The following is a 17,105-nucleotide window of genomic DNA, read 5'->3' as shown; positions in this document are numbered from 1 at the left end:
GGACGTTAACGCGATGCTAACGGCCGGGGTGGCAGCATCGGGCCATGTGGCGCGGTCTGATCATCCTGTCGCTTCTGGTCGGCGCCTGTTCTGCGCCGGGCCGGTATTTCGCCGATGCGCCGGTCAGGCGGCTCGACGTGGCCGGGTCCGTCTTTGACGTGCGGATTGCACACGGGCTGGCCGAAGCGGTTCGGGTGAACCCGCAATACGCCCCGCGCATGGGCGAGTTGCGAACCCGCGCGGCATTTGCCATCGAAAAGGCCAGCGGTTGCGACGTGGTGCAGCTGGGCGGCGATCAGGCGGTGATCCTGGGGCGGCTCGATTGCGGCGACGGCGCGGCGGTGCCGCCGCTGCCGGGGGCCGTGTCCTATTCCTGCCTGGAGCTGAATTCCTGGGTCACGAGCGCCGATGGCTGGTCCTATTCCGAGTTCGACTGCGACGCCTATTGAACAAGCGGCCACGGCGCGGATTCGCGCGCTGCGCAGGCGATTCCGGCCAAACCGGTTGTGTAATTGTACCCCCAATTCCCACTATCCTTGCGAAATGCGCCGATATCTTGTGGAAAACCCGGCCATCCTTACCAGATGCAGCGGCAACGCCGTTGACTCGGGGTGGGGCGAGGCGGCACACTCGGTCCGAGCAGTAAAGAAACGAGGCCGCGATTGCGCTTCACCAAACTCAGGCTGACCGGGTTCAAGAGCTTTGTCGACCCCACCGAACTGATCATCGCCGATGGTCTGACCGGGGTGGTGGGGCCGAACGGCTGCGGCAAGTCCAACCTGCTCGAGGCGCTGCGCTGGGTGATGGGCGAAAACCGCCCCACCGCGATGCGCGGCGGCGGCATGGAGGACGTGATCTTTGCCGGCGCGGCGACGCGGCCCGCCCGCAATTTCGCCGAGGTGTCGCTGCATATCGACAATACCGAACGGCTGGCCCCGGCGGGGTTCAACGACAGTGACCTGCTCGAAATCGTGCGCCGCATCACCCGCGACGTGGGCAGCGCATACAAGGCCAACGCCAAGGACGTGCGCGCGCGCGATGTCCAGATGCTGTTTGCCGATGCCTCGACCGGGGCCCATTCCCCGGCGCTGGTGCGGCAGGGTCAGATCTCGGAACTGATCAACGCCAAGCCCAAGGCGCGGCGGCGGATCCTCGAGGAAGCGGCGGGTATCTCCGGGCTCTACCAGCGCCGGCACGAGGCCGAGCTGAAGCTGAAGGCGGCCGAAGCCAACCTCACCCGCGTCGATGACGTGATCGAACAGCTTGCGGCGCAGCTGTCGCAACTGGCGCGGCAGGCCCGGCAGGCGGCGCGGTACCGCGCCATCGGCGAGTCGCTGCGCCAGGCCGAGGGCATGCTGCTGTTTCGCCGCTGGGCCGAGGCGGACGAGGCGCGGTCCCGCGCGGATGTGGCGCTGCGCGACCGGGTCACCGCCGCGGCGCAGGCCGAAACCGCGGCGCGGCAGGCGGCCGGCGCACGGGCCGAGGCGGACGAGGCGGTGCCGCCGCTCAGGGAAGAGGAAACCATCGCCGCGGCGGTGTTGCAGCGCCTGCAGGTGCAGCGCGACCGGCTGAGCGACGAGGAAGCCCGCGCCCGCGAGGCGATCGAAACGCTCGAGGCGCGCATCGGCCAGCTCGGACATGACATCGAACGCGAAACCGGGCTGAACCGGGATGCGGGCGAAACCATCGAACGCCTGGACTGGGAGGCGCGCGAACTGGCCAAGGCGGGCGAGGGCCATGACGACCGGCTCGCGCAGGCCGCGGCCGAGGCCCACGACGCCGCCGCCGTTCTGCAGGATCGCGAAGAAACCCTGTCGCAGGAAACCGAGGACGTGGCGCGGCTGGCCGCCCGGCACCAGTCGGCGCAGCGGCTGGTCGAGGACAACCGCAAGACGCTGGACCGTTCCGAGGCCGAGGCCGACAAGGCCCGCTCGGCCATGGACGAGGCCCGCGCCGCGCTGGAGGCCGCCGCCGCCGCGCAGGAGGCGGCGCAGCGGGCCGAGGCCGAGGCGACCGAGGCCGCCGGCAGGGCCGAGGCCGATCTGGCCGCCGCCGACGAGGCCCGATCAGAGGCGCAATCGCGCGAGGCCGAGGCCCGCGCCCAGCGGTCCGAGGCCGAGGGCGAGGCCGGGGCGCTGCGGGCCGAGGTGACGGCGCTGGCCAAGCTGGTCGCCCGCGACACCGCCGAAGGCGGTCAGGTGCTCGACCTGATGAAGGTGGCGCCGGGCTATGAAAAGGCGCTGGGCGCGGCGCTGGCCGACGATCTGCGCGCGCCCGTGGTGGAAACCGACGGGCCGTCGGGCTGGGTGCAGATGGCGGGCTATGACCAGCACCAGGCGTTGCCCGACGGGGTCGAACCGCTGGCCCTGCATGTGGCCGGCCCGGACCGGCTGACCCGGCGCATCACCCAGATCGGGGTGATCCGGTCGCATGATGGCCCGCGCCTGCAGCCGCAGTTGCGGCCCGGCCAGCGCCTGGTCACGCGCGAGGGCGATCTGTGGCGCTGGGACGGGTTCCGCGCCTGGGCCGAGGACGCGCCGAGCGCGGCCGCGCTGCGGCTGGAACAGCTGAACCGGCTGGAGGCGCTGAAACAGGAGTTCGAGGCGGTCAGCGCCCGCGCCGACGGGGCCCGCGCCGCCCATGACATGCTGAGCCGCCAGCTCGCGGACTGCACCGAGGCCGATCGTGCGGCCCGCGAGGCGCGGCGCAACGCCGACCGCGCCGCCGCCGATGCCGCCCGCGCCCTGAGCCGGGCCGAGGCCGACCGCAACCTGGCCGACGGCAAGCTGGAAACGCTGGGTCTCGCGGTGACGCGGCACAAGGACGAGGCGATGGCGGCGCGCACGCGGCTGCGCGAAGCCGAGGCCGCGCTGCAGGGGCTGGGCGATCTCGATCAGGCCCGCGCCCGCGTCGAGGACATCAAGCAGACGGTCGAGGCCGCGCGGATCACGATGCTGACCCGCCGGTCGGCCCATGACGAGATCCGCCGTGAAGGCGAGAACCGCACCCGCCGGTCGCAGCAGGTCACCAAGGAGATCAGCGGCTGGCGCCACCGCCTGGAGACGGCCGAGAAACGCATCGGGGAACTGGCCGACCGCAAGGCCGCCTCGGAGGCGGAACTGGACAGCGCCCGCGCCGCGCCCGAGGAACTGCTGGCGCAGCGCGAGGCGCTGGGCCACGAGATGGGCCGGGCCGAGGCGCGCAAGGTGGATGCCGCCGACAAGCTGGCCGCCGCCGAGGCCGCGCAGCGCGCGGCGGTGGTGGCCGAACGCGATGCCGAACGCGCGGCGTCCGAGGCCCGCGAGGCACGCGCCCATGCGGAAGCCCGCGCCGAAGCCGCCCGCGAAACCGTCGAGGCCGCCTCCGAGCGCATCGCCGAGGAACATCAGGCAACCCCGAACCAGCTGCTGAACAGCCTCGATGCCGATGCCGGGTCGATGCCGGATGCCGACACGCTCGAGGCCGAGGTGAACCGTCACAAACGCCAGCGCGACGCGCTGGGCGCGGTCAACCTGCGCGCCGAGGAAGACGCCGGCGAGGTGCAGGCCGAGCATGACATGCTCGCCACCGAAAAGGCCGATCTGGAAGAGGCGATCCGCACCCTGCGCAGCGGCATCGCCAGCCTGAACCGCGAGGGGCGGGAACGGTTGCTGACGGCGTTCGAGCAGGTCAACAGCAATTTCTCGCAGCTGTTCAGGCACCTGTTCGGCGGCGGAGAGGCGAACCTGGTGATGGTCGAGAGCGACGACCCGCTCGAAGCGGGGCTGGAGATCATGTGCCAGCCGCCGGGCAAGAAGCTGGCCACCCTGTCGCTGCTGTCGGGGGGCGAACAGACCCTGACCGCGATGGCGCTGATCTTTGCCGTGTTCCAGGCCAACCCGGCGCCGATCTGCGTGCTGGACGAGGTGGACGCGCCGCTGGACGACGCCAACGTGACCCGGTTCTGCGACCTGCTGGACGAAATGTGCCGGCAGACCGAGACCCGGTTCCTGATCATCACCCACCACGCGGTGACGATGGCGCGGATGGACCGGCTGTTCGGCGTGACCATGGCCGAAAAGGGCGTCAGCCAGCTGGTGTCGGTCGACCTGAAAAAGGCGGAAACGCTGGTCGCCTGATCGGTGTTCAGACGGCCGCCGCCGCGATGCCCAGGCCCGCCACCATCGCCAGCGTCAGCGCCCAGACCCGCCACAGGACCGTCACCGCGGCGTCGATGTCATCGGCGCCGATCTCTTGCCGGGCCGCCCCGTTGACCCAGGCCAGGTCGCGCATCTGCCCGTCATAGCTGCGCGGTCCGGCCAGCGCCACGTTCAGCGCCCGCGCCATCGCAGCCTCGGGCCATCCGGCATTGGGCGACCGATGCGCGCGGGCATCCGTGACGATATCGCTCCAGTGTCGCAACCCGCCCGACAGCGTGGCGATCATCAGGCCGGTCAGACGGGCCGGCAGCAGGTTCAGCAGGTCGTCGCTGCGGGCCGCGGCCCAGCCGAAATCACGGTAGCGGTCCGTGCGATAGCCGATCATGCTGTCGGCGGTGTTGACGGCCTTGTAGACCAGCAGGCCCGGCAGGCCGGCGATCAGGAACCAGAAGGCCGGCGCGATCACCCCGTCCGAGAGGTTCTCCGCCGCGCTTTCTATCGCCGCGCGGGCAATGCGCGGGGCGTCCATGTCGCGGCAGTCGCGGCCGACGATCATCGCCACCGCGCGGCGGGCCTCGGGCAGCGACTGCCGCAGCGCATTCGCAACCGCCCGCACATGCTGGACCAGCGATTTCTGCGCCAGCAGAACCGCCGCGATCGCGATCTCGACGGCCGGCCCGGCCAGCTGCAGCCCCGCGCCCAGCAGGCCCGCGCCACCGGCCAGCAGGACCAGCGCCAGCACACCCGCCAGCCGTCTATGTGCCCCGCGATTGAGCGTCCGGTCCAGCCGGCCCACCGCACGGCCCATCAGCACCGCCGGATGCGGTAGCCGCGACCAGAGCCAGCCCGGTTCCCCGGCCAGCGCGTCCAGAATCAGCGCGGCGGCCAGCAGCATCGCATGGGTCACGGGGCCGCTCCGGGGCGATGCGGGGCGGGCTGGCCGGGTATCGGGGACGGGTCGGGTGTCGGGCTCTGCATGGGCATATTTGTGTCAAATCGGCGAAAACCTGCTTTTGCATCAAGCGGAAATTCGCCGGATAAACAAGGCGTGACCCGGCCCCGAACCCGCGCTCCGATTCCTTAACCTTTTGTTAAAGGATTGGGCGGATCACCGGATTCAGGGAAGGGCACAGCTGTAAACTTAACCCGTGCCCCAGGTTAAAAGATGAATGTGTTAATTGTTGAAAGCAGGCCGGAGCTGGGCAGGCTCTGGCAGCGGCACCTTGAACGTCAGGGTGCGCAGGTCACCCTTGTTCACAGCCAGGAAAGCGCCATCCTGTCGCTCTACAGCGCGGATTTCGAGATCATCGTGCTGGACCTGGTGCTCGAGGGCGGCAGCGCGCTCGCGGTTGCGGATTTCGCCAGCTATCGCCGCCCGGACGCGCGCGTGATCTTCGTCACCAATACCAGCTTCTTCTCGGATGGGTCGATCTTTGCGCACAGCCCCAATGCCTGCGCCTATTTCCAGAGCGAGGCGCCGCCCGAGGATCTCGCCGCGATGGTCGAACACTACGCCGCCCCGCGCTAGGGCTGTCGCGGGTCACGCCCGCCCCCGCGGGTCCGACAGGTCGAATTCCGGCCGCACCGGCACGATCCGGTGCGGGTGATGCTGTCGTGCCCGTCGCCCGCTATTGCAGGTCGGCGAAGGCATCGCGCAGGCGGTTGCAGGCCTCCTGCACGCGCGCGCGCTGGGTGCCGAGGTTGAAGCGCAGGAAGCTTTCGCCGCCCCGTCCAAAGGTGGGGCCGTGATTGACCGCGATCCTGGCATCCTGCTCCACGCGGGCGGTGAACTCGGCCCGGTCCATGCCGGTTCCGTCGAAATCGACCCAGGCCAGGAAGGTCGATTCCAGCCGCATCGAGGCCAGCCCCGGGATCCCGGCAATCGCATCGTCGAACAATTTGCGGTTGCCGTCGAGATAGGTCATCAGCGCATCGGTCCAGGCGGCGCCTTCGGGCGAATAGGCGGCTGTCAGCGCGAACTGGCCCAGCGAATTGGGCGCGAGGCTGAGCGCGGCCGCCCGCGCGGCGAACCGGGCGCGCAGGGTCTCGTCCTCGATGATGACGTTGCCGGTGTGCAGGCCAGCGACGTTGAAGGTCTTGGAGGGCGCGGTCAGCATGACCAGCCGGTCGGTCACGCCGCGGTCGACGAGCGGCATCGGCACATGGGTATGGCCGGGATAGACGATGTCGTGATGGATCTCGTCCGAGATGATCAGCAGGTCATGGCGGCGCGCGAAATCGGCCGCCTGTTGCAGTTCCCCGCGGCTCCAGACCCGGCCGCCGGGATTGTGCGGCGAACACAGGATCAGCAGCTTCTCGCCCCCGGTCAGCATCGTGTCCCAGTGGTCGAAATCCATCTCGTAACGGCCGTCGGCATTGATCAGCGGACATTCGGTCACCGGCCGGCCGGCGGCGCGGGCCACCTTGGCAAAGCTGTGATAGATCGGCGTGAACAGCACCACGCCGTCGCCGGGATCGGTGAAGGCGTCGAGGCACATGCCCACCGCATTCACGAGCCCGGTGGTGGTGAAGATCCAGGAGGGATCGACATGCCAGCCATGGCGTTCCCGCATCCACCAGCCGATGGCCCGGGTATAGTCCGGTTCCGGGTCGACATAGGCAAAAGCGCCGTGTTCCACCGCCTCGCGCAGCCTGTCACGGACGCAGGGCGGGCTCTTGAAATCCATGTCGGCGACCCACATGGCCAGCCCGTCATCGGACGAGACGCCGTAATAGCGTTCCATCCGGTCCCATTTGACGCTGTGGGTTCCGCGGCGTTCGAACGGCTGGTCGAACAGCGACATGTGAAGATCGAGGCTCATCGGCGATTTCCTTCTTTGCGGCGCAACCTATCGTGCCTGCGGCCCGGCGCAAGGGGGCGTTGCGGCGGGGCGGGGGATCGCCTAAATCGAGACCATGAAACGCCCGATCCTGATCCATCCCGACCCGCGGCTGAAAAAGCTCTGCGCGCCCGTAGCCGACCTGTCGGACGAGCTGCGCATCCTGGCCGACGACATGCTGGAAACCATGTATGACGCGCCAGGCATCGGGCTGGCCGCGCCGCAGGTGGGCGTGTTGCAGCGGTTGATCGTGCTGGATTGCGTCAAGGAAGACGGCGCCGCGCCGCGCCCGCTGGTGATGTTCAATCCCGAGGTCGTGTCCCGGTCAGAGGCGCTGAACACCTATGAGGAGGGATGCCTGTCGATCCCCGACCAATATGCCGAGGTGACCCGCCCGGCCGAGGTCGAGGTGGCCTGGATCGACCGGGACGGCAAGGCGCGGCAACAGGGGTTCGACGGGCTCTGGGCCACCTGCGTGCAACACGAGATCGACCATCTGGACGGCAAGCTGTTCATCGACTACCTGAAGCCGCTGAAGCGGCAGCTGATCACGCGCAAGATGGTCAAGCTGAAACGCGAACGGGCGCGGGCCTGACATGGCGGTGCTGCCGCTGGTCCTGTGGCCCGATCCCGGTCTGCAGACGGTCTGCGATCCTGTCGCGGGGGGCGATGCCGCCGGGTTGGTGCGCGATCTGTTCGATACGCTTTATGCCTCAGGAGGGCGCGGGCTGGCCGCGCCGCAGGTGGGCGTCACGCGGCGGGTGTTCGTGATGGACACGGGCTGGAAGGACGGCGCCGCCGAGCCACGGGCCTTTGTCGATCCGGTGATCCGGGCGGTGTCGGACCGGATCGCGACCGGCCCCGAGGGGTGCCTGTCGATCCCCGGCATCACGGTCGAGGTGGCGCGGCCCGACTGGGTCGATCTCGGCTGGACCGATCTGGACGGAGCGGCGCGGGGCGCCCGGTTCGACGGGATCGCGGCGGTATGCGTGCAACATGAGGTCGACCATCTCGATGGCATCGTCACGCTGGACCGGCTGGACCCGGCGGCGCGGGCCGGGGCCGAGGCCGCCTATGGGGGGATGCGGGCATGAGCGTGCGGCCCTTCGTGCCCTGGCCCGACAGGCGGCTGCGCAGTCCGGCGGCGCCGGTCGCGGCCGTGACCGACGAGATCCGCGCGATCTGGGACGACATGGTCGAAACCATGTATGCGATGCCCGGTGTCGGCCTGGCCGCGCCGCAGATCGGCGTGATGCTGCGGCTCGCGGTGGTTGACGGTTCAGGGGGGGCGGGGGGCCGGGGGGTGATCCGGCTGGCCAATCCGGAGATCCTGCACAGTTCGGTCAAGCTGCGCGCCCATGAGGAGGCCAGCCCGAACCTGCCCGGCGTGTCGGCCCGGCTGTCGCGTCCGCGCGCGGTGACGGTGCGCTATCTCGACGAGACCGGCGCGCAGGTCGATGGCGAATTCGTCGGGCTGGAGGCGACCAGCGTTCAGCACCAGATCGACCACCTGAACGGCCGGATGTATTTCGACCGCCTGTCCAAGGTGAAACGCGACATGTTGCTGCGCCGGGCGCGCAAGCTGGGGGGCTGAGGGATGCGGATCGTGTTCATGGGGAGCCCGGAATTCTCGGTGCCGGTCTTGGAGGCGCTGGTGGATGCCGGGCACGAGCTGGCCGCCGTCTATTGCCAGCCGCCCCGGCCCGCCGGGCGCGGCAAGCACCCCAGGCCCGGCCCGGTTCACGCGCGCGCCGAGGCGCTGGGCCTGCCGGTGCGCCATCCGGAGACGCTGCGGAGCGACGCGGCGCAGGCCGGGTTCGCGGCGCTGGAGGCCGAGGTGGCGGTGGTGGTCGCCTATGGGCTGATCCTGCCGCAGGCGGTGCTGGATGCGCCCGCGCGCGGCTGCCTGAACATCCATGCCAGCCTGCTGCCGCGCTGGCGCGGCGCGGCCCCGATCCACCGCGCGATCATGGCCGGCGACGCGGAAACCGGGGTCTGCATCATGCAGATGGAGGCGGGGCTGGACACCGGGCCGGTGCTGATGCGCCAGTCCACGCCGATCGGCGCGGATGACACCACCGCCGACCTGCACGACCGGCTGTCGGCCATGGGCGCGCGGCTGATCGTGGAGGCGCTGGCGCGGCTGGACGGTTTGGTGCCAGAGCCGCAGCCCGAGGAGGGCGTCACCTATGCGGCCAAGATCGACAAGGGCGAGGCGCGGGTGGACTGGACCCGGCCCGCCGGGGAGATCGGCCGCCTGGTCCGGGGGCTGTCGCCCTTTCCCGGCGCCTGGTGCGAGATCGGCGGTCAGCGCGTGAAACTGCTGGGCGCGGAGCCGGTATCGGGCGAGGGCCTGCCCGGCGAGGTGCTGGACGGGGGCGCCGGCGGGGCGCCGGTCATTGCCTGCGGGCACGGGGCCCTGCGCCTGACCCGGTTGCAGAGAGCGGGGAAATCGGCGCAGGATGGGGCGAGTTTTCTGCGCGGCTTTCCGGTGCCGCGCGGAACCCGACTGTGAGGCGCGCGCGATGTTTCCGACCCTGATAGGCACCGTGGTGATCGCCGGGATCGTCGGCTATCTGTCCGAGCGCAGCGGGTTCACGCGGAACGGCATCGTGTCTTCGATCATCATCTGTGTCGGCGGCGCGTTCCTGTTCTATTTCCTGCGCGTGATGTTCGGGATCGGGTTCGGCTCGCCGGGGATGGACGCGGTCCTGTCGTCGATCGGGGCGCTGATCATCGTGCCGTTTCACTGGCGCCGCCGGTAGGGGCCGCTCATCCGCCCTGACGGGCGACTTCGCTGGGCGCGCGGAACAGGACAAGGGGAGCGAGTGAAACGGTATGGGCGTGGTTGCACTGATCATCGTGGGCGCGGCGGCCGGGTTCCTGGCGACGCGGCTGATGCGGATCGAGGCCGATATTCCCACCACCATGTTCGTGGGGATCGTGGGTGCGCTGCTGGGCGGGCTGATCCTGAGGTTTCTGATCGCGGTGACGGGTGTCTTGGCGGGGTTTGTCGGCGCGGTTCTGGGCGCGTTGCTGGTGCTGTGGCTCTGGCAGCGCTGGCGCCGCCGCTAGATCCGGTAGGGCCGAGGTCGGTTTTGCCCTGTTTTGGGTCGGAACGATTTTGCGCCTGGCCGCCGGCTTGGGCATAAATCCCGGCAGGCGGAACCAATCAGGGAGCGGGACGGATGAAAACCCATGTCAAGGCGCTGGTCGTCGGCGGTGGCGCGGTCGGAACGTCGATAGCCTATCACCTTGCGCGGGCGGGCTGGCAGGACGTGATGCTGCTGGAGCGCGACGAACTGACCAGCGGGTCGACCTGGCATGCGGCCGGGTTGCTGCCGCTGTTCAACATGTCCTACGCGACCACCCATATCCATCAGTATTCGGTCGAGTTCTACAAGACGCTGGAAGAGGAAACCGGGCTTGATGCCGGGTTCTTCATCGTCGGCAACCTGCGCATGGCACAGAGCCGCGCGCGGATGGACGAGTTCCAGCTCTATGCCGCGACCGCCGAAACCTGCGGCGTTCCCCATGAATTCCTGACGCCCGACGAGATCAGGGCCCGCTGGCCGCTGGTGCGTACCGAGGATCTGCAGGGCGCGCTGTTCCATCCGACGGACGGGTATATCAACCCCGCCGATGTCACCATGGCGATGGCCAGGGGCGCGCGCCAGCGCGGGGTGGCGATCGAGCGCAGATGGCAGGTGGACGGGTATCACTGGACCGGCAGCGACTGGCATGTGACCTGCTCGAAGATGGTCGAGAAGGGCGGCAACCTGGTGCCGTCCGGCGAACAGGTGGTGATCACCGCCGAACATGTGGTCACCGCCACCGGCAACCATGCCCAGCGCACCGCGCGCCTGCTGGGGATCAGGATCCCGGCGATCCCGGTCGAACATCAATATATCGTCACCGAACCGGACCCCGCGCTGGCCGCGTATCGCGAGGCGGGCCATCCCGAGCATCCGGTCCTGCGCGACGCCGATGCCAAATGGTATGTGCGCGAGGAGCGCGGCGGCTGGATCCTGGGGCCCTATGAACGGAACGCGCCGGCGCGGTTCCTCCACGATGTTCCGGACAGTTTCCGCGCCGATCTCTTTCCGCTCGACCTGGAGCGGATCGAAGCGGAATACATGTCGATGATCCACCGGATCCCGTCGTCGGAGACCGTGGGGCTCAAGGACGATTTCAACGGTCCGATCTGCTATACGCCTGACGGCAATCCGTTGGTGGGACCGGCGCCGGGGCTGCGCAACATGTGGCTGGCCGAGGGGTTCAGCTTTGGCATCACCGCGGCGGGCGGCACCGGGCATTACCTGGCGCAGATGATGGTCGGGGGCGAGGCCGAGATCGACATGGCCAGCCTCGATCCCAAGCGCTACGGGCCGTGGATGACCACCGAATATGCCGCGCGCAAGAACGAGGAATGTTACGAACACGTCTATATCCTGCACCACCCGGACGAGGAACGCGAAGCCTGCCGGCCGCTGCGCACCGCGCCCGCCTATGACCGGCAGAAGGCGCTGGGCGCGCAGTTCGGACAGGTGAACGGGTGGGAGCGGCCGAACTATTACGGCCCGCCGGATGCGCCGGACAGTTTCGACCATGACGCGCGCAGTTTCCGCCGTGGCGGCTGGTGGCAATATGCGGTCGACGAGGCACGGGCGATCCGCCAGGGCGTCGGCCTGATCGACGCCACCGCCTTTGCCAAGCACCGCGTGTTTGGCGCGGGGGCGACGGCCTTTCTGGAATGGTTCACCTGCAACCGCCTGCCGAAGGTGGGGCGGATAAACCTGACCTATGCGCTGACCGCCGCGGGCACCACGCGGACCGAATACACCATCGTGCGCGAAGCCGAGGATGAGTACTATCTGGTATCCGCGGGCGCCTGGGCGGCATATGATCAGGATTACCTGCTCAAGGCGATCGAAGACTGGAGCACGGGCAGTTCCGGCGATTGGGTCGGGGTTCACGATGTAACCACGCAAAGGGGCGTTTTCGCCATCGCCGGGCCGAAAACCCGCGAGGTCCTGAACGAACTGGTGAAGGATGCCGACCCCGCCACGGTGCTGTCGAACAAGCGGTTCCCGTGGCTGTCGATGCGCGACATCGAACTGGGCATGTGCCCGGTGCGTGCCATCCGCGTGGCCTATACCGGCGAACTGGGCTGGGAACTGCATCACTCGATCGAGATGCAGAACTACCTGTGGGACCAGTTGATGGCCGCCGGCGAAAAGCACGGGCTGAAACCGGTGGGGGCGCGGGCGCAGAACTGGCTGCGGATGGAAAAATCCTATCGCGCCTTCGGCACGGAACTGGGCCGCGATGCCACCCCGCTCGAGGCCGATCTGCCGCGATTCGTGGACCTGTCCAAGCCGTTTCACGGCAAGGCTGCGATGGAGGCCAAGGGCATCCGGTCGACATGCGTCACCCTGCTGATCGACGGGCCAGACGATGCCGACCCGTGGGGCCGCGAGGCGCTCTATGACGGTTACACCCGCGTCGGGCGGCTAACCTCGGGCGGCTATTCGGTCCATTTCGGCAAGTCGATCGGGATGGGCTATGTCCGTCCGGACCTGGCCGTGCCGGGCACGCGGCTGAAGGTCCAGATGCAGGGCCGGCTGTGGGAGGCCGAGATCGTGCCCGACAGCCCCTATGACCCCGAAAACGCGGCGATCCGCAAGGACGGCTGACGCCCTGATCGGTTCCGGCGATCAGTGAAGGATCGCCGGAACCGGTTCGGATATCTGCGCTCTGAGCGCGATGCGTTTGAGCGCGAGGCCGAAATCGCCGGCCCGCGAGACCAGCCCCGGCGCCGCATCGGGGCGCACCAGCAGCGTGGCCAGCAACAAGGCGTCCTCGCGCTGGTTGTCGACCGCGGCAGCCACCAGGTGGGCGAAACAGCATTCATCGGCGCCCAGGCAGCGGCAGGCAACGTCATGGCGCATCATCGCGCGCCGCCCCTGCCGGGCGATCAGCGCGCAGACATCTTCGAAGGCGCCGAGGGCCGCGCGCGCGGGCTGCGCGCCCAGGGTCGACGCGAATTCGTTCCACATCCGCGCCTTGCCGTCCGGCCCGTCCGACCACAGCCGCAGGTAGAGCACCGCGCCGGCTTCGACCGGGTCGAGATCGGCGACCATCCCGACGGGCGCGCCGCCGCGATTCTTGTGGCAGGTGGTCATTTCGTCAGGATCAGCTTGCCGGCGCGGGTGATGCGCAGCGAATAGACCATGCCGTTGAGCACGATATTCGCCAGCGGTCCGCCGCCGGTCAGGTCGGTGGCGTCATAGGTGGGCAGGGCGGGAACGGCAGAGGTTTCGATGATCTTTGCCATATTGGTCATGTCCGGGTCTCCGAGGCCGAGGCACGCCGCCGGTCACGGGCGGCGGGCGCAGGTGGGGTTGTCGGCTTCCCGCAGGCTGGGACGGGTGGCTGATTCAATAGTTGATAGAAATAATAAGGTATGTCAACCGCGCGTGTTCCGCCGGTGATCGGACAGCGCCGTTCAGGTCAGTCCACCTGTCGTTGCGCGATCGCGGTGCCGTCGACCAGGTTGGCGGACGGGAACAGCACGACACGGTCGCCGGGCGCCAATCCGTCGAGCAGTTCGGCGTCCACCCCGTTGTTGCGTCCGATGCTGACGGGGGTCAGCGCGGCCCGCCCGTCGATCTCGCGAAACACCGCCCAGCCCCCGGGCTGCTGGAACAGCGCGCTGGAGGGAACGATCACGGCATCGTCGCTTTCCCACACCACGATCCGCACCTCGACGCGATAGCCGTGGCCCAGGTTGCCCCGATGGGCGGCGGGATCGGTGAAATCCACGGTCGTTTCCACCCGCTGCTCCTCGACCCCGAGCGCGGAGAACTTGGTGAAGCCATAGGGGTCGATCCGGCTGACCCGGCCGTCGAGATCGCCGGACCCGCCCCAGTTGGTGATGATGACCCGGTTGCCCTCGCTGACCTGCACGGCATCCGAGGACAGCAGTTCGGCCATGACCTCCAGCCCGCTGTCCACATTGCCGATCTCGAGGATCGGTTCGCCGGCGGGCAGGGTGGTTTCGCTCTTGTGCATCACCCGCAGGATGGTGCCGTCGATCGGCGCCTTGAGCGGGATCGCGGGCGCCAGCCTCGTTTCGGTGGCCAGCGCTTCGGCCAGGCCGACATCCTCGAAGCCGATCAGTTGCGCCTGCGCGTTCTTCAGTTCCGCCTCGCGCATGGCGATCGCGGCGGTGACGGTATCGGTCGCGGCCTTGGCCACCCGCGCTTCCTGTTCGGCCCGTTCCAGCGCGACGCGGCTGGTGATGCCGCGTTCGACCAGTTTCTGCACCCGCTGCAATTCGCTCTGGGAATAGTCGCGGGTGGCCTCGGCGGCGGCGAGATCGGCCTTGGCCACGAGCAGCGCCGCCTCGGCCGCCTTGACCGCCGCCTCGGCCTGTTCGCGGGTCCGCACATCGAGCGCGGAGGGGTTGGCGGGGCGCATCTGCGCCACCACGGTCTGGCCCCCGGCGACACGGTCGCCCGGCAGCACTTCGACCCGCTGCAATTCGCCGGCGACCGGCGACGAGACCACATAGGGCTCATGCACCCGCGTGCGCCCTTCCTCGTTGATGGTCACGACCATGTGGCCCCGGCGTATCCCGGCCATGTCCACCAGCATCGGGCGCGGCCAGAAGGCCGCCGCGAGCGCCGCCGCCACCAGCAGCGCCGCGCCCAGTGTCAGCACCGACCGGGACCATTTCTTTCTCTGTGCCATTCGCCTCACTCCCGCGTTTTCAGGGCCTCGACCATGTCGGTTCTGTAGATGTCGCGTTTCACCAGCCAGCCCGAGACCAGCGCCGCGACCAGCACGACGGCGATCGCCGTGCCATAGCTGGCGGCATCGAAATGCGCCGGCACCTGGTAGAGATCGGTGCTGAACCCGGCGGAGATCGCATGGGCCAGGCCATAGCCCAGCACCCCGCCCAGCGGCAGCGCCAGCAGCACCACCACGCCCAGTTCGCCCAGCAGCACGAACGACACCTCGGCCCGCGAAAAGCCCAGCACGCGCAGGCTGGCGAGATCATGGGCGCGTTCGGCCAGCGCCACGCGGGCGGCATTGTAGATCACGCCAAAGGTGATCACCGCGGCGATCAGCGCCATGACATAGCGCATCCCGCCGGCGCCCTGGTCCATCAGCTTCTGCATCGACGCGCGGTTCTCTGCCTTGACGCTCACGCCGGCCAACATCGGCATGTCCTTGAGCGCCCTGTAGATGGCGGCCTGCCGGTCCGCATCCACGCGCAGATAGGCGCCCGAGACGCGCAGCGGTTCCTTCAGCAGCCGGTTCAGCGCGGCCAGGTCCATATAGGCGGGGGCGCCCATCAGGCTCTCGGCCACGCCCGTCACCGGCACCTCCACCACCGGCCGGCGGCCTTCGCGGATGTCGAGGCGCAGAACCTCGCCGGCCCCGATGCCGAGCGTCCGTGCCAGGCCGGTGGACAGGATGATGCCATCCCCGGGCAGGTAGATGTCGCGCCGGTCGCCGTCGAGCGCCCGGAACAGCCGCGCGTCAGGCGCGAGCCCGGTCACCTGGCCGCGATAATCGTCCCGCCCGTTGCGCAGGATCGCGCGGACCATGCGCACCGGTTCGACCTCGATCACGCCGGGCAGGCTTTGCAGGTCGAAGACGCTGCGCGCCTCGATCGGGTGGATGAAGCTGACCATCACGTCGGAGCGGTCGAGCACGTTGAAGGACAGGTCCATCATGTCGTCGAAACTGTTCAGCACCGAGGTCATCGCCGCCGACAGCGCCACGCCCGCGGCCGCGCCCGAGACCGCCCCCAACATGCGCCAGGGCTGGCGGGTCAGGCGGCGCAGCACCATCCGGCTGGGCTGGTCGAGCAGACGCGCCAGGACCGGCCCCAGCCTGCGGGCGCGGCTGAAATCCTCGGGCGCTTCGGCCTGCATCGCATCCGCGGGTGTCAGCGAAAACACCCGGCGCAGAACCACCACGCCACCGGCCGAGGCCGACAGGATCGAGATGCCGAACCCGATCAGGAACGAGGACGGTTCGACCCGGAAGATCAGGAAGGGAAACTTGAAATAGACCAGGTAGAATTCGACCATTGCCCGCCCGGCGGCGATGCCCAGCAACCCGCCCGCCAGCGCGCCGCCGACCGCGATGCTGAGGATCAGCTTGAAATAGTGCCAGCCGATCTCGGTATCGGTATAGCCAAACGCCTTCAGCAGCCCGATCTGGCCTCGTTCCGCCTGCACCAGCCGCGAGATCACGATATATAGCAGGTAGGCCGCCACCGCGAGAAACACCGGCGGCACCGAGGTCGAGGTCGAGCGCAGCCCGCCGATTTCCTCGGTGATGTAGCGGTTCGAGACCAGGTCCTCGATCCCGTAGGCGCCGCTGCCGCCATAGCGGTCCAGGACCAGGTCGATGGCGTCGATCACCGCCTGCGGGCGGGCGTCGCGGGTCAGCGCGACCAGCGCCTCGTTGAACGCGCCCTTCATGTCGAAGGCGGCGCCGAGCGCGGTGCGGCTCATCCAGATCACCGCGTATTTGCCGTCCTCCGACACCATGTCGCCGGGTGCGGCGGAGACCAGGAACTCGGGCGCCTGCGCCAGTCCGGCCACGGTGAAGCCGCGGCGGAACCCGTTCATGGTGGCGCTGATGCTGTCGCCGGGCCGCAACCCGTGGGCGCGGGCGAAACTGTTCAGCAACACCACCTCGTCGGCGCGGTCCCCGGCGAACATCCGCCCGTCCGTGAGCAGTATCCCGTTCAGGCCGGGAGCGCCGAAATCCGGCAGCGACACCGCCCGCGCCTGCACCGGCACATCCCGTCCGGGCAGGTCCACCAGCGCGTTGCCGGTGACGCGGGTTTCCACCGCCGCCACGCCGGGGATCCGGCGCAGGTCGGCCTGCAACCGGTCGGGCGCGCGGGCCACCGGGGCAAAGATACCGGCCAGCCGGTAGCGTTGGTAATAGGCGGCGCGTGTTTCCTCGAGCGAGGCCACGAGGCCGGTCATCATCACCTGCAGCAGCACGCCGACCGCGATCACCGCGCCGATGGCGACTGCCTGCCCCTTGATCCGCCAGAGGTCGCGCGCGAGTTTCCTGTCCAGCGGGGCCATGC

Annotated in this window: 16 protein-coding genes; 10 read left to right on the top strand and 6 right to left on the bottom strand. The window is 69.0% G+C overall.

Features of this window, described 5'->3' with window-relative positions; translation table 11 throughout:
- Nucleotides 1-44 precede the first annotated feature (44 nt).
- Together C6Y53_RS03415 and C6Y53_RS03410 are read left to right on the top strand one after the other, a co-directional pair.
- Nucleotides 45-449 (top strand): hypothetical protein, encoded by a 405-nt coding sequence (locus C6Y53_RS03415; RefSeq protein ID WP_106471141.1) that lies wholly within the window; start codon nucleotides 45-47, stop codon nucleotides 447-449.
- Nucleotides 450-662: 213 nt separating this feature from the next.
- Nucleotides 663-4,118, top strand: coding sequence for a chromosome segregation SMC family protein (locus C6Y53_RS03410; RefSeq protein WP_106471140.1), 3,456 nt, complete (start codon nucleotides 663-665; stop codon nucleotides 4,116-4,118).
- Nucleotides 4,119-4,125: 7 nt separating this feature from the next.
- Here the strand turns inward: C6Y53_RS03410 and cbiB are convergent, their stop codons facing one another.
- Complete coding sequence (gene cbiB, locus C6Y53_RS03405; protein ID WP_106471139.1) at nucleotides 4,126-5,046, bottom strand: adenosylcobinamide-phosphate synthase CbiB; 921 nt, start codon at nucleotides 5,044-5,046, stop codon at nucleotides 4,126-4,128.
- 258 nt (nucleotides 5,047-5,304) lie between these two features.
- Here cbiB and C6Y53_RS03400 point away from each other — a divergent pair, with 258 nt between their 5' ends.
- A complete protein-coding gene (locus tag C6Y53_RS03400) occupies nucleotides 5,305-5,667 on the top strand; it encodes a response regulator transcription factor (RefSeq protein ID WP_106471138.1) in 363 nt (120 codons plus the stop codon).
- A gap of 100 nt (nucleotides 5,668-5,767) precedes the next feature.
- Here the strand turns inward: C6Y53_RS03400 and C6Y53_RS03395 are convergent, their stop codons facing one another.
- Entirely contained in the window at nucleotides 5,768-6,961 is a 1,194-nt protein-coding gene (locus tag C6Y53_RS03395; RefSeq protein ID WP_244614931.1) for a MalY/PatB family protein, read from the bottom strand.
- Nucleotides 6,962-7,055: 94 nt separating this feature from the next.
- Here C6Y53_RS03395 and def (C6Y53_RS03390) point away from each other — a divergent pair, with 94 nt between their 5' ends.
- The 7 genes from def (C6Y53_RS03390) (at nucleotide 7,056) to C6Y53_RS03360 (ending at nucleotide 12,675) form a co-directional block, all read left to right on the top strand.
- Nucleotides 7,056-7,574 (top strand): peptide deformylase, encoded by a 519-nt coding sequence (gene def / locus C6Y53_RS03390; RefSeq protein WP_106471136.1) that lies wholly within the window; start codon nucleotides 7,056-7,058, stop codon nucleotides 7,572-7,574.
- Nucleotide 7,575: 1 nt separating this feature from the next.
- Nucleotides 7,576-8,073, top strand: coding sequence for a peptide deformylase (gene def / locus C6Y53_RS03385; RefSeq protein WP_106471135.1), 498 nt, complete (start codon nucleotides 7,576-7,578; stop codon nucleotides 8,071-8,073).
- Entirely contained in the window at nucleotides 8,070-8,573 is a 504-nt protein-coding gene (gene def, locus C6Y53_RS03380; RefSeq protein WP_106471134.1) for a peptide deformylase, read from the top strand. Before def (C6Y53_RS03385) ends, def (C6Y53_RS03380) begins: the two co-directional genes overlap by 4 nt.
- Before the next feature lie 3 nt (nucleotides 8,574-8,576).
- Complete coding sequence (gene fmt / locus C6Y53_RS03375; RefSeq protein WP_106471133.1) at nucleotides 8,577-9,494, top strand: methionyl-tRNA formyltransferase; 918 nt, start codon at nucleotides 8,577-8,579, stop codon at nucleotides 9,492-9,494.
- 10 nt (nucleotides 9,495-9,504) lie between these two features.
- Nucleotides 9,505-9,744: a hypothetical protein gene (locus C6Y53_RS03370; protein ID WP_106471132.1), complete on the top strand. Its 240-nt coding sequence runs from the start codon at nucleotides 9,505-9,507 to the stop codon at nucleotides 9,742-9,744.
- Nucleotides 9,745-9,817: 73 nt separating this feature from the next.
- A complete protein-coding gene (locus C6Y53_RS03365; RefSeq protein WP_106471131.1) occupies nucleotides 9,818-10,054 on the top strand; it encodes a GlsB/YeaQ/YmgE family stress response membrane protein in 237 nt (78 codons plus the stop codon).
- A 113-nt stretch (nucleotides 10,055-10,167) separates the two neighbouring features.
- A complete protein-coding gene (locus tag C6Y53_RS03360) occupies nucleotides 10,168-12,675 on the top strand; it encodes a GcvT family protein (protein ID WP_106471130.1) in 2,508 nt (835 codons plus the stop codon).
- Between the two features lie 21 nt (nucleotides 12,676-12,696).
- Here C6Y53_RS03360 and C6Y53_RS03355 read toward each other — a convergent pair whose 3' ends face one another.
- The 4 genes from C6Y53_RS03355 to C6Y53_RS03340 form a co-directional block, all read right to left on the bottom strand.
- Nucleotides 12,697-13,164 carry a hypothetical protein gene (locus tag C6Y53_RS03355; protein ID WP_106471129.1) on the bottom strand — a complete coding sequence of 156 codons (468 nt, stop codon included), beginning with the start codon at nucleotides 13,162-13,164 and terminating at the stop codon, nucleotides 12,697-12,699.
- Nucleotides 13,161-13,325 (bottom strand): hemin uptake protein HemP, encoded by a 165-nt coding sequence (gene hemP, locus C6Y53_RS03350; protein WP_106471128.1) that lies wholly within the window; start codon nucleotides 13,323-13,325, stop codon nucleotides 13,161-13,163. Before hemP ends, C6Y53_RS03355 begins: the two co-directional genes overlap by 4 nt.
- 167 nt (nucleotides 13,326-13,492) lie before the next feature.
- On the bottom strand, nucleotides 13,493-14,734 hold the full coding sequence (locus tag C6Y53_RS03345; RefSeq protein WP_106471127.1) for an efflux RND transporter periplasmic adaptor subunit: 1,242 nt from the start codon (nucleotides 14,732-14,734) through the stop codon (nucleotides 13,493-13,495).
- 5 nt (nucleotides 14,735-14,739) lie between these two features.
- Nucleotides 14,740-17,103, bottom strand: coding sequence for an ABC transporter permease (locus tag C6Y53_RS03340; protein WP_106471126.1), 2,364 nt, complete (start codon nucleotides 17,101-17,103; stop codon nucleotides 14,740-14,742).
- Nucleotides 17,104-17,105 lie beyond the last annotated feature (2 nt).

It is taken from the genome of Pukyongiella litopenaei (assembly GCF_003008555.2).
Taxonomy (GTDB): domain Bacteria; phylum Pseudomonadota; class Alphaproteobacteria; order Rhodobacterales; family Rhodobacteraceae; genus Pukyongiella; species Pukyongiella litopenaei.
The sequence above is the reverse complement of the archived record's forward strand: the minus strand, read 5'-3'. Positions and strand labels throughout refer to the sequence as shown.

What these genes read in the sequence shown, in the direction of transcription:
- C6Y53_RS03415 (WP_106471141.1), top strand. Translation starts at nt 45, where the DNA reads ATGTGGCGCGGTCTGATCATCCTGTCGCTTCTGGTCGGCGCCTGTTCT.
- C6Y53_RS03400 (WP_106471138.1), top strand. Translation starts at nt 5,305, where the DNA reads ATGAATGTGTTAATTGTTGAAAGCAGGCCGGAGCTGGGCAGGCTCTGG.
- C6Y53_RS03395 (WP_244614931.1), bottom strand. Translation starts at nt 6,961, where the DNA reads ATGAGCCTCGATCTTCACATGTCGCTGTTCGACCAGCCGTTCGAACGC.
- def (WP_106471136.1), top strand. Translation starts at nt 7,056, where the DNA reads ATGAAACGCCCGATCCTGATCCATCCCGACCCGCGGCTGAAAAAGCTC.
- def (WP_106471135.1), top strand. Translation starts at nt 7,576, where the DNA reads ATGGCGGTGCTGCCGCTGGTCCTGTGGCCCGATCCCGGTCTGCAGACG.
- def (WP_106471134.1), top strand. Translation starts at nt 8,070, where the DNA reads ATGAGCGTGCGGCCCTTCGTGCCCTGGCCCGACAGGCGGCTGCGCAGT.
- fmt (WP_106471133.1), top strand. Translation starts at nt 8,577, where the DNA reads ATGCGGATCGTGTTCATGGGGAGCCCGGAATTCTCGGTGCCGGTCTTG.
- C6Y53_RS03370 (WP_106471132.1), top strand. Translation starts at nt 9,505, where the DNA reads ATGTTTCCGACCCTGATAGGCACCGTGGTGATCGCCGGGATCGTCGGC.
- C6Y53_RS03365 (WP_106471131.1), top strand. Translation starts at nt 9,818, where the DNA reads ATGGGCGTGGTTGCACTGATCATCGTGGGCGCGGCGGCCGGGTTCCTG.
- C6Y53_RS03360 (WP_106471130.1), top strand. Translation starts at nt 10,168, where the DNA reads ATGAAAACCCATGTCAAGGCGCTGGTCGTCGGCGGTGGCGCGGTCGGA.
- C6Y53_RS03355 (WP_106471129.1), bottom strand. Translation starts at nt 13,164, where the DNA reads ATGACCACCTGCCACAAGAATCGCGGCGGCGCGCCCGTCGGGATGGTC.
- hemP (WP_106471128.1), bottom strand. Translation starts at nt 13,325, where the DNA reads ATGACCAATATGGCAAAGATCATCGAAACCTCTGCCGTTCCCGCCCTG.
- C6Y53_RS03345 (WP_106471127.1), bottom strand. Translation starts at nt 14,734, where the DNA reads ATGGCACAGAGAAAGAAATGGTCCCGGTCGGTGCTGACACTGGGCGCG.
- C6Y53_RS03340 (WP_106471126.1), bottom strand. Translation starts at nt 17,103, where the DNA reads ATGGCCCCGCTGGACAGGAAACTCGCGCGCGACCTCTGGCGGATCAAG.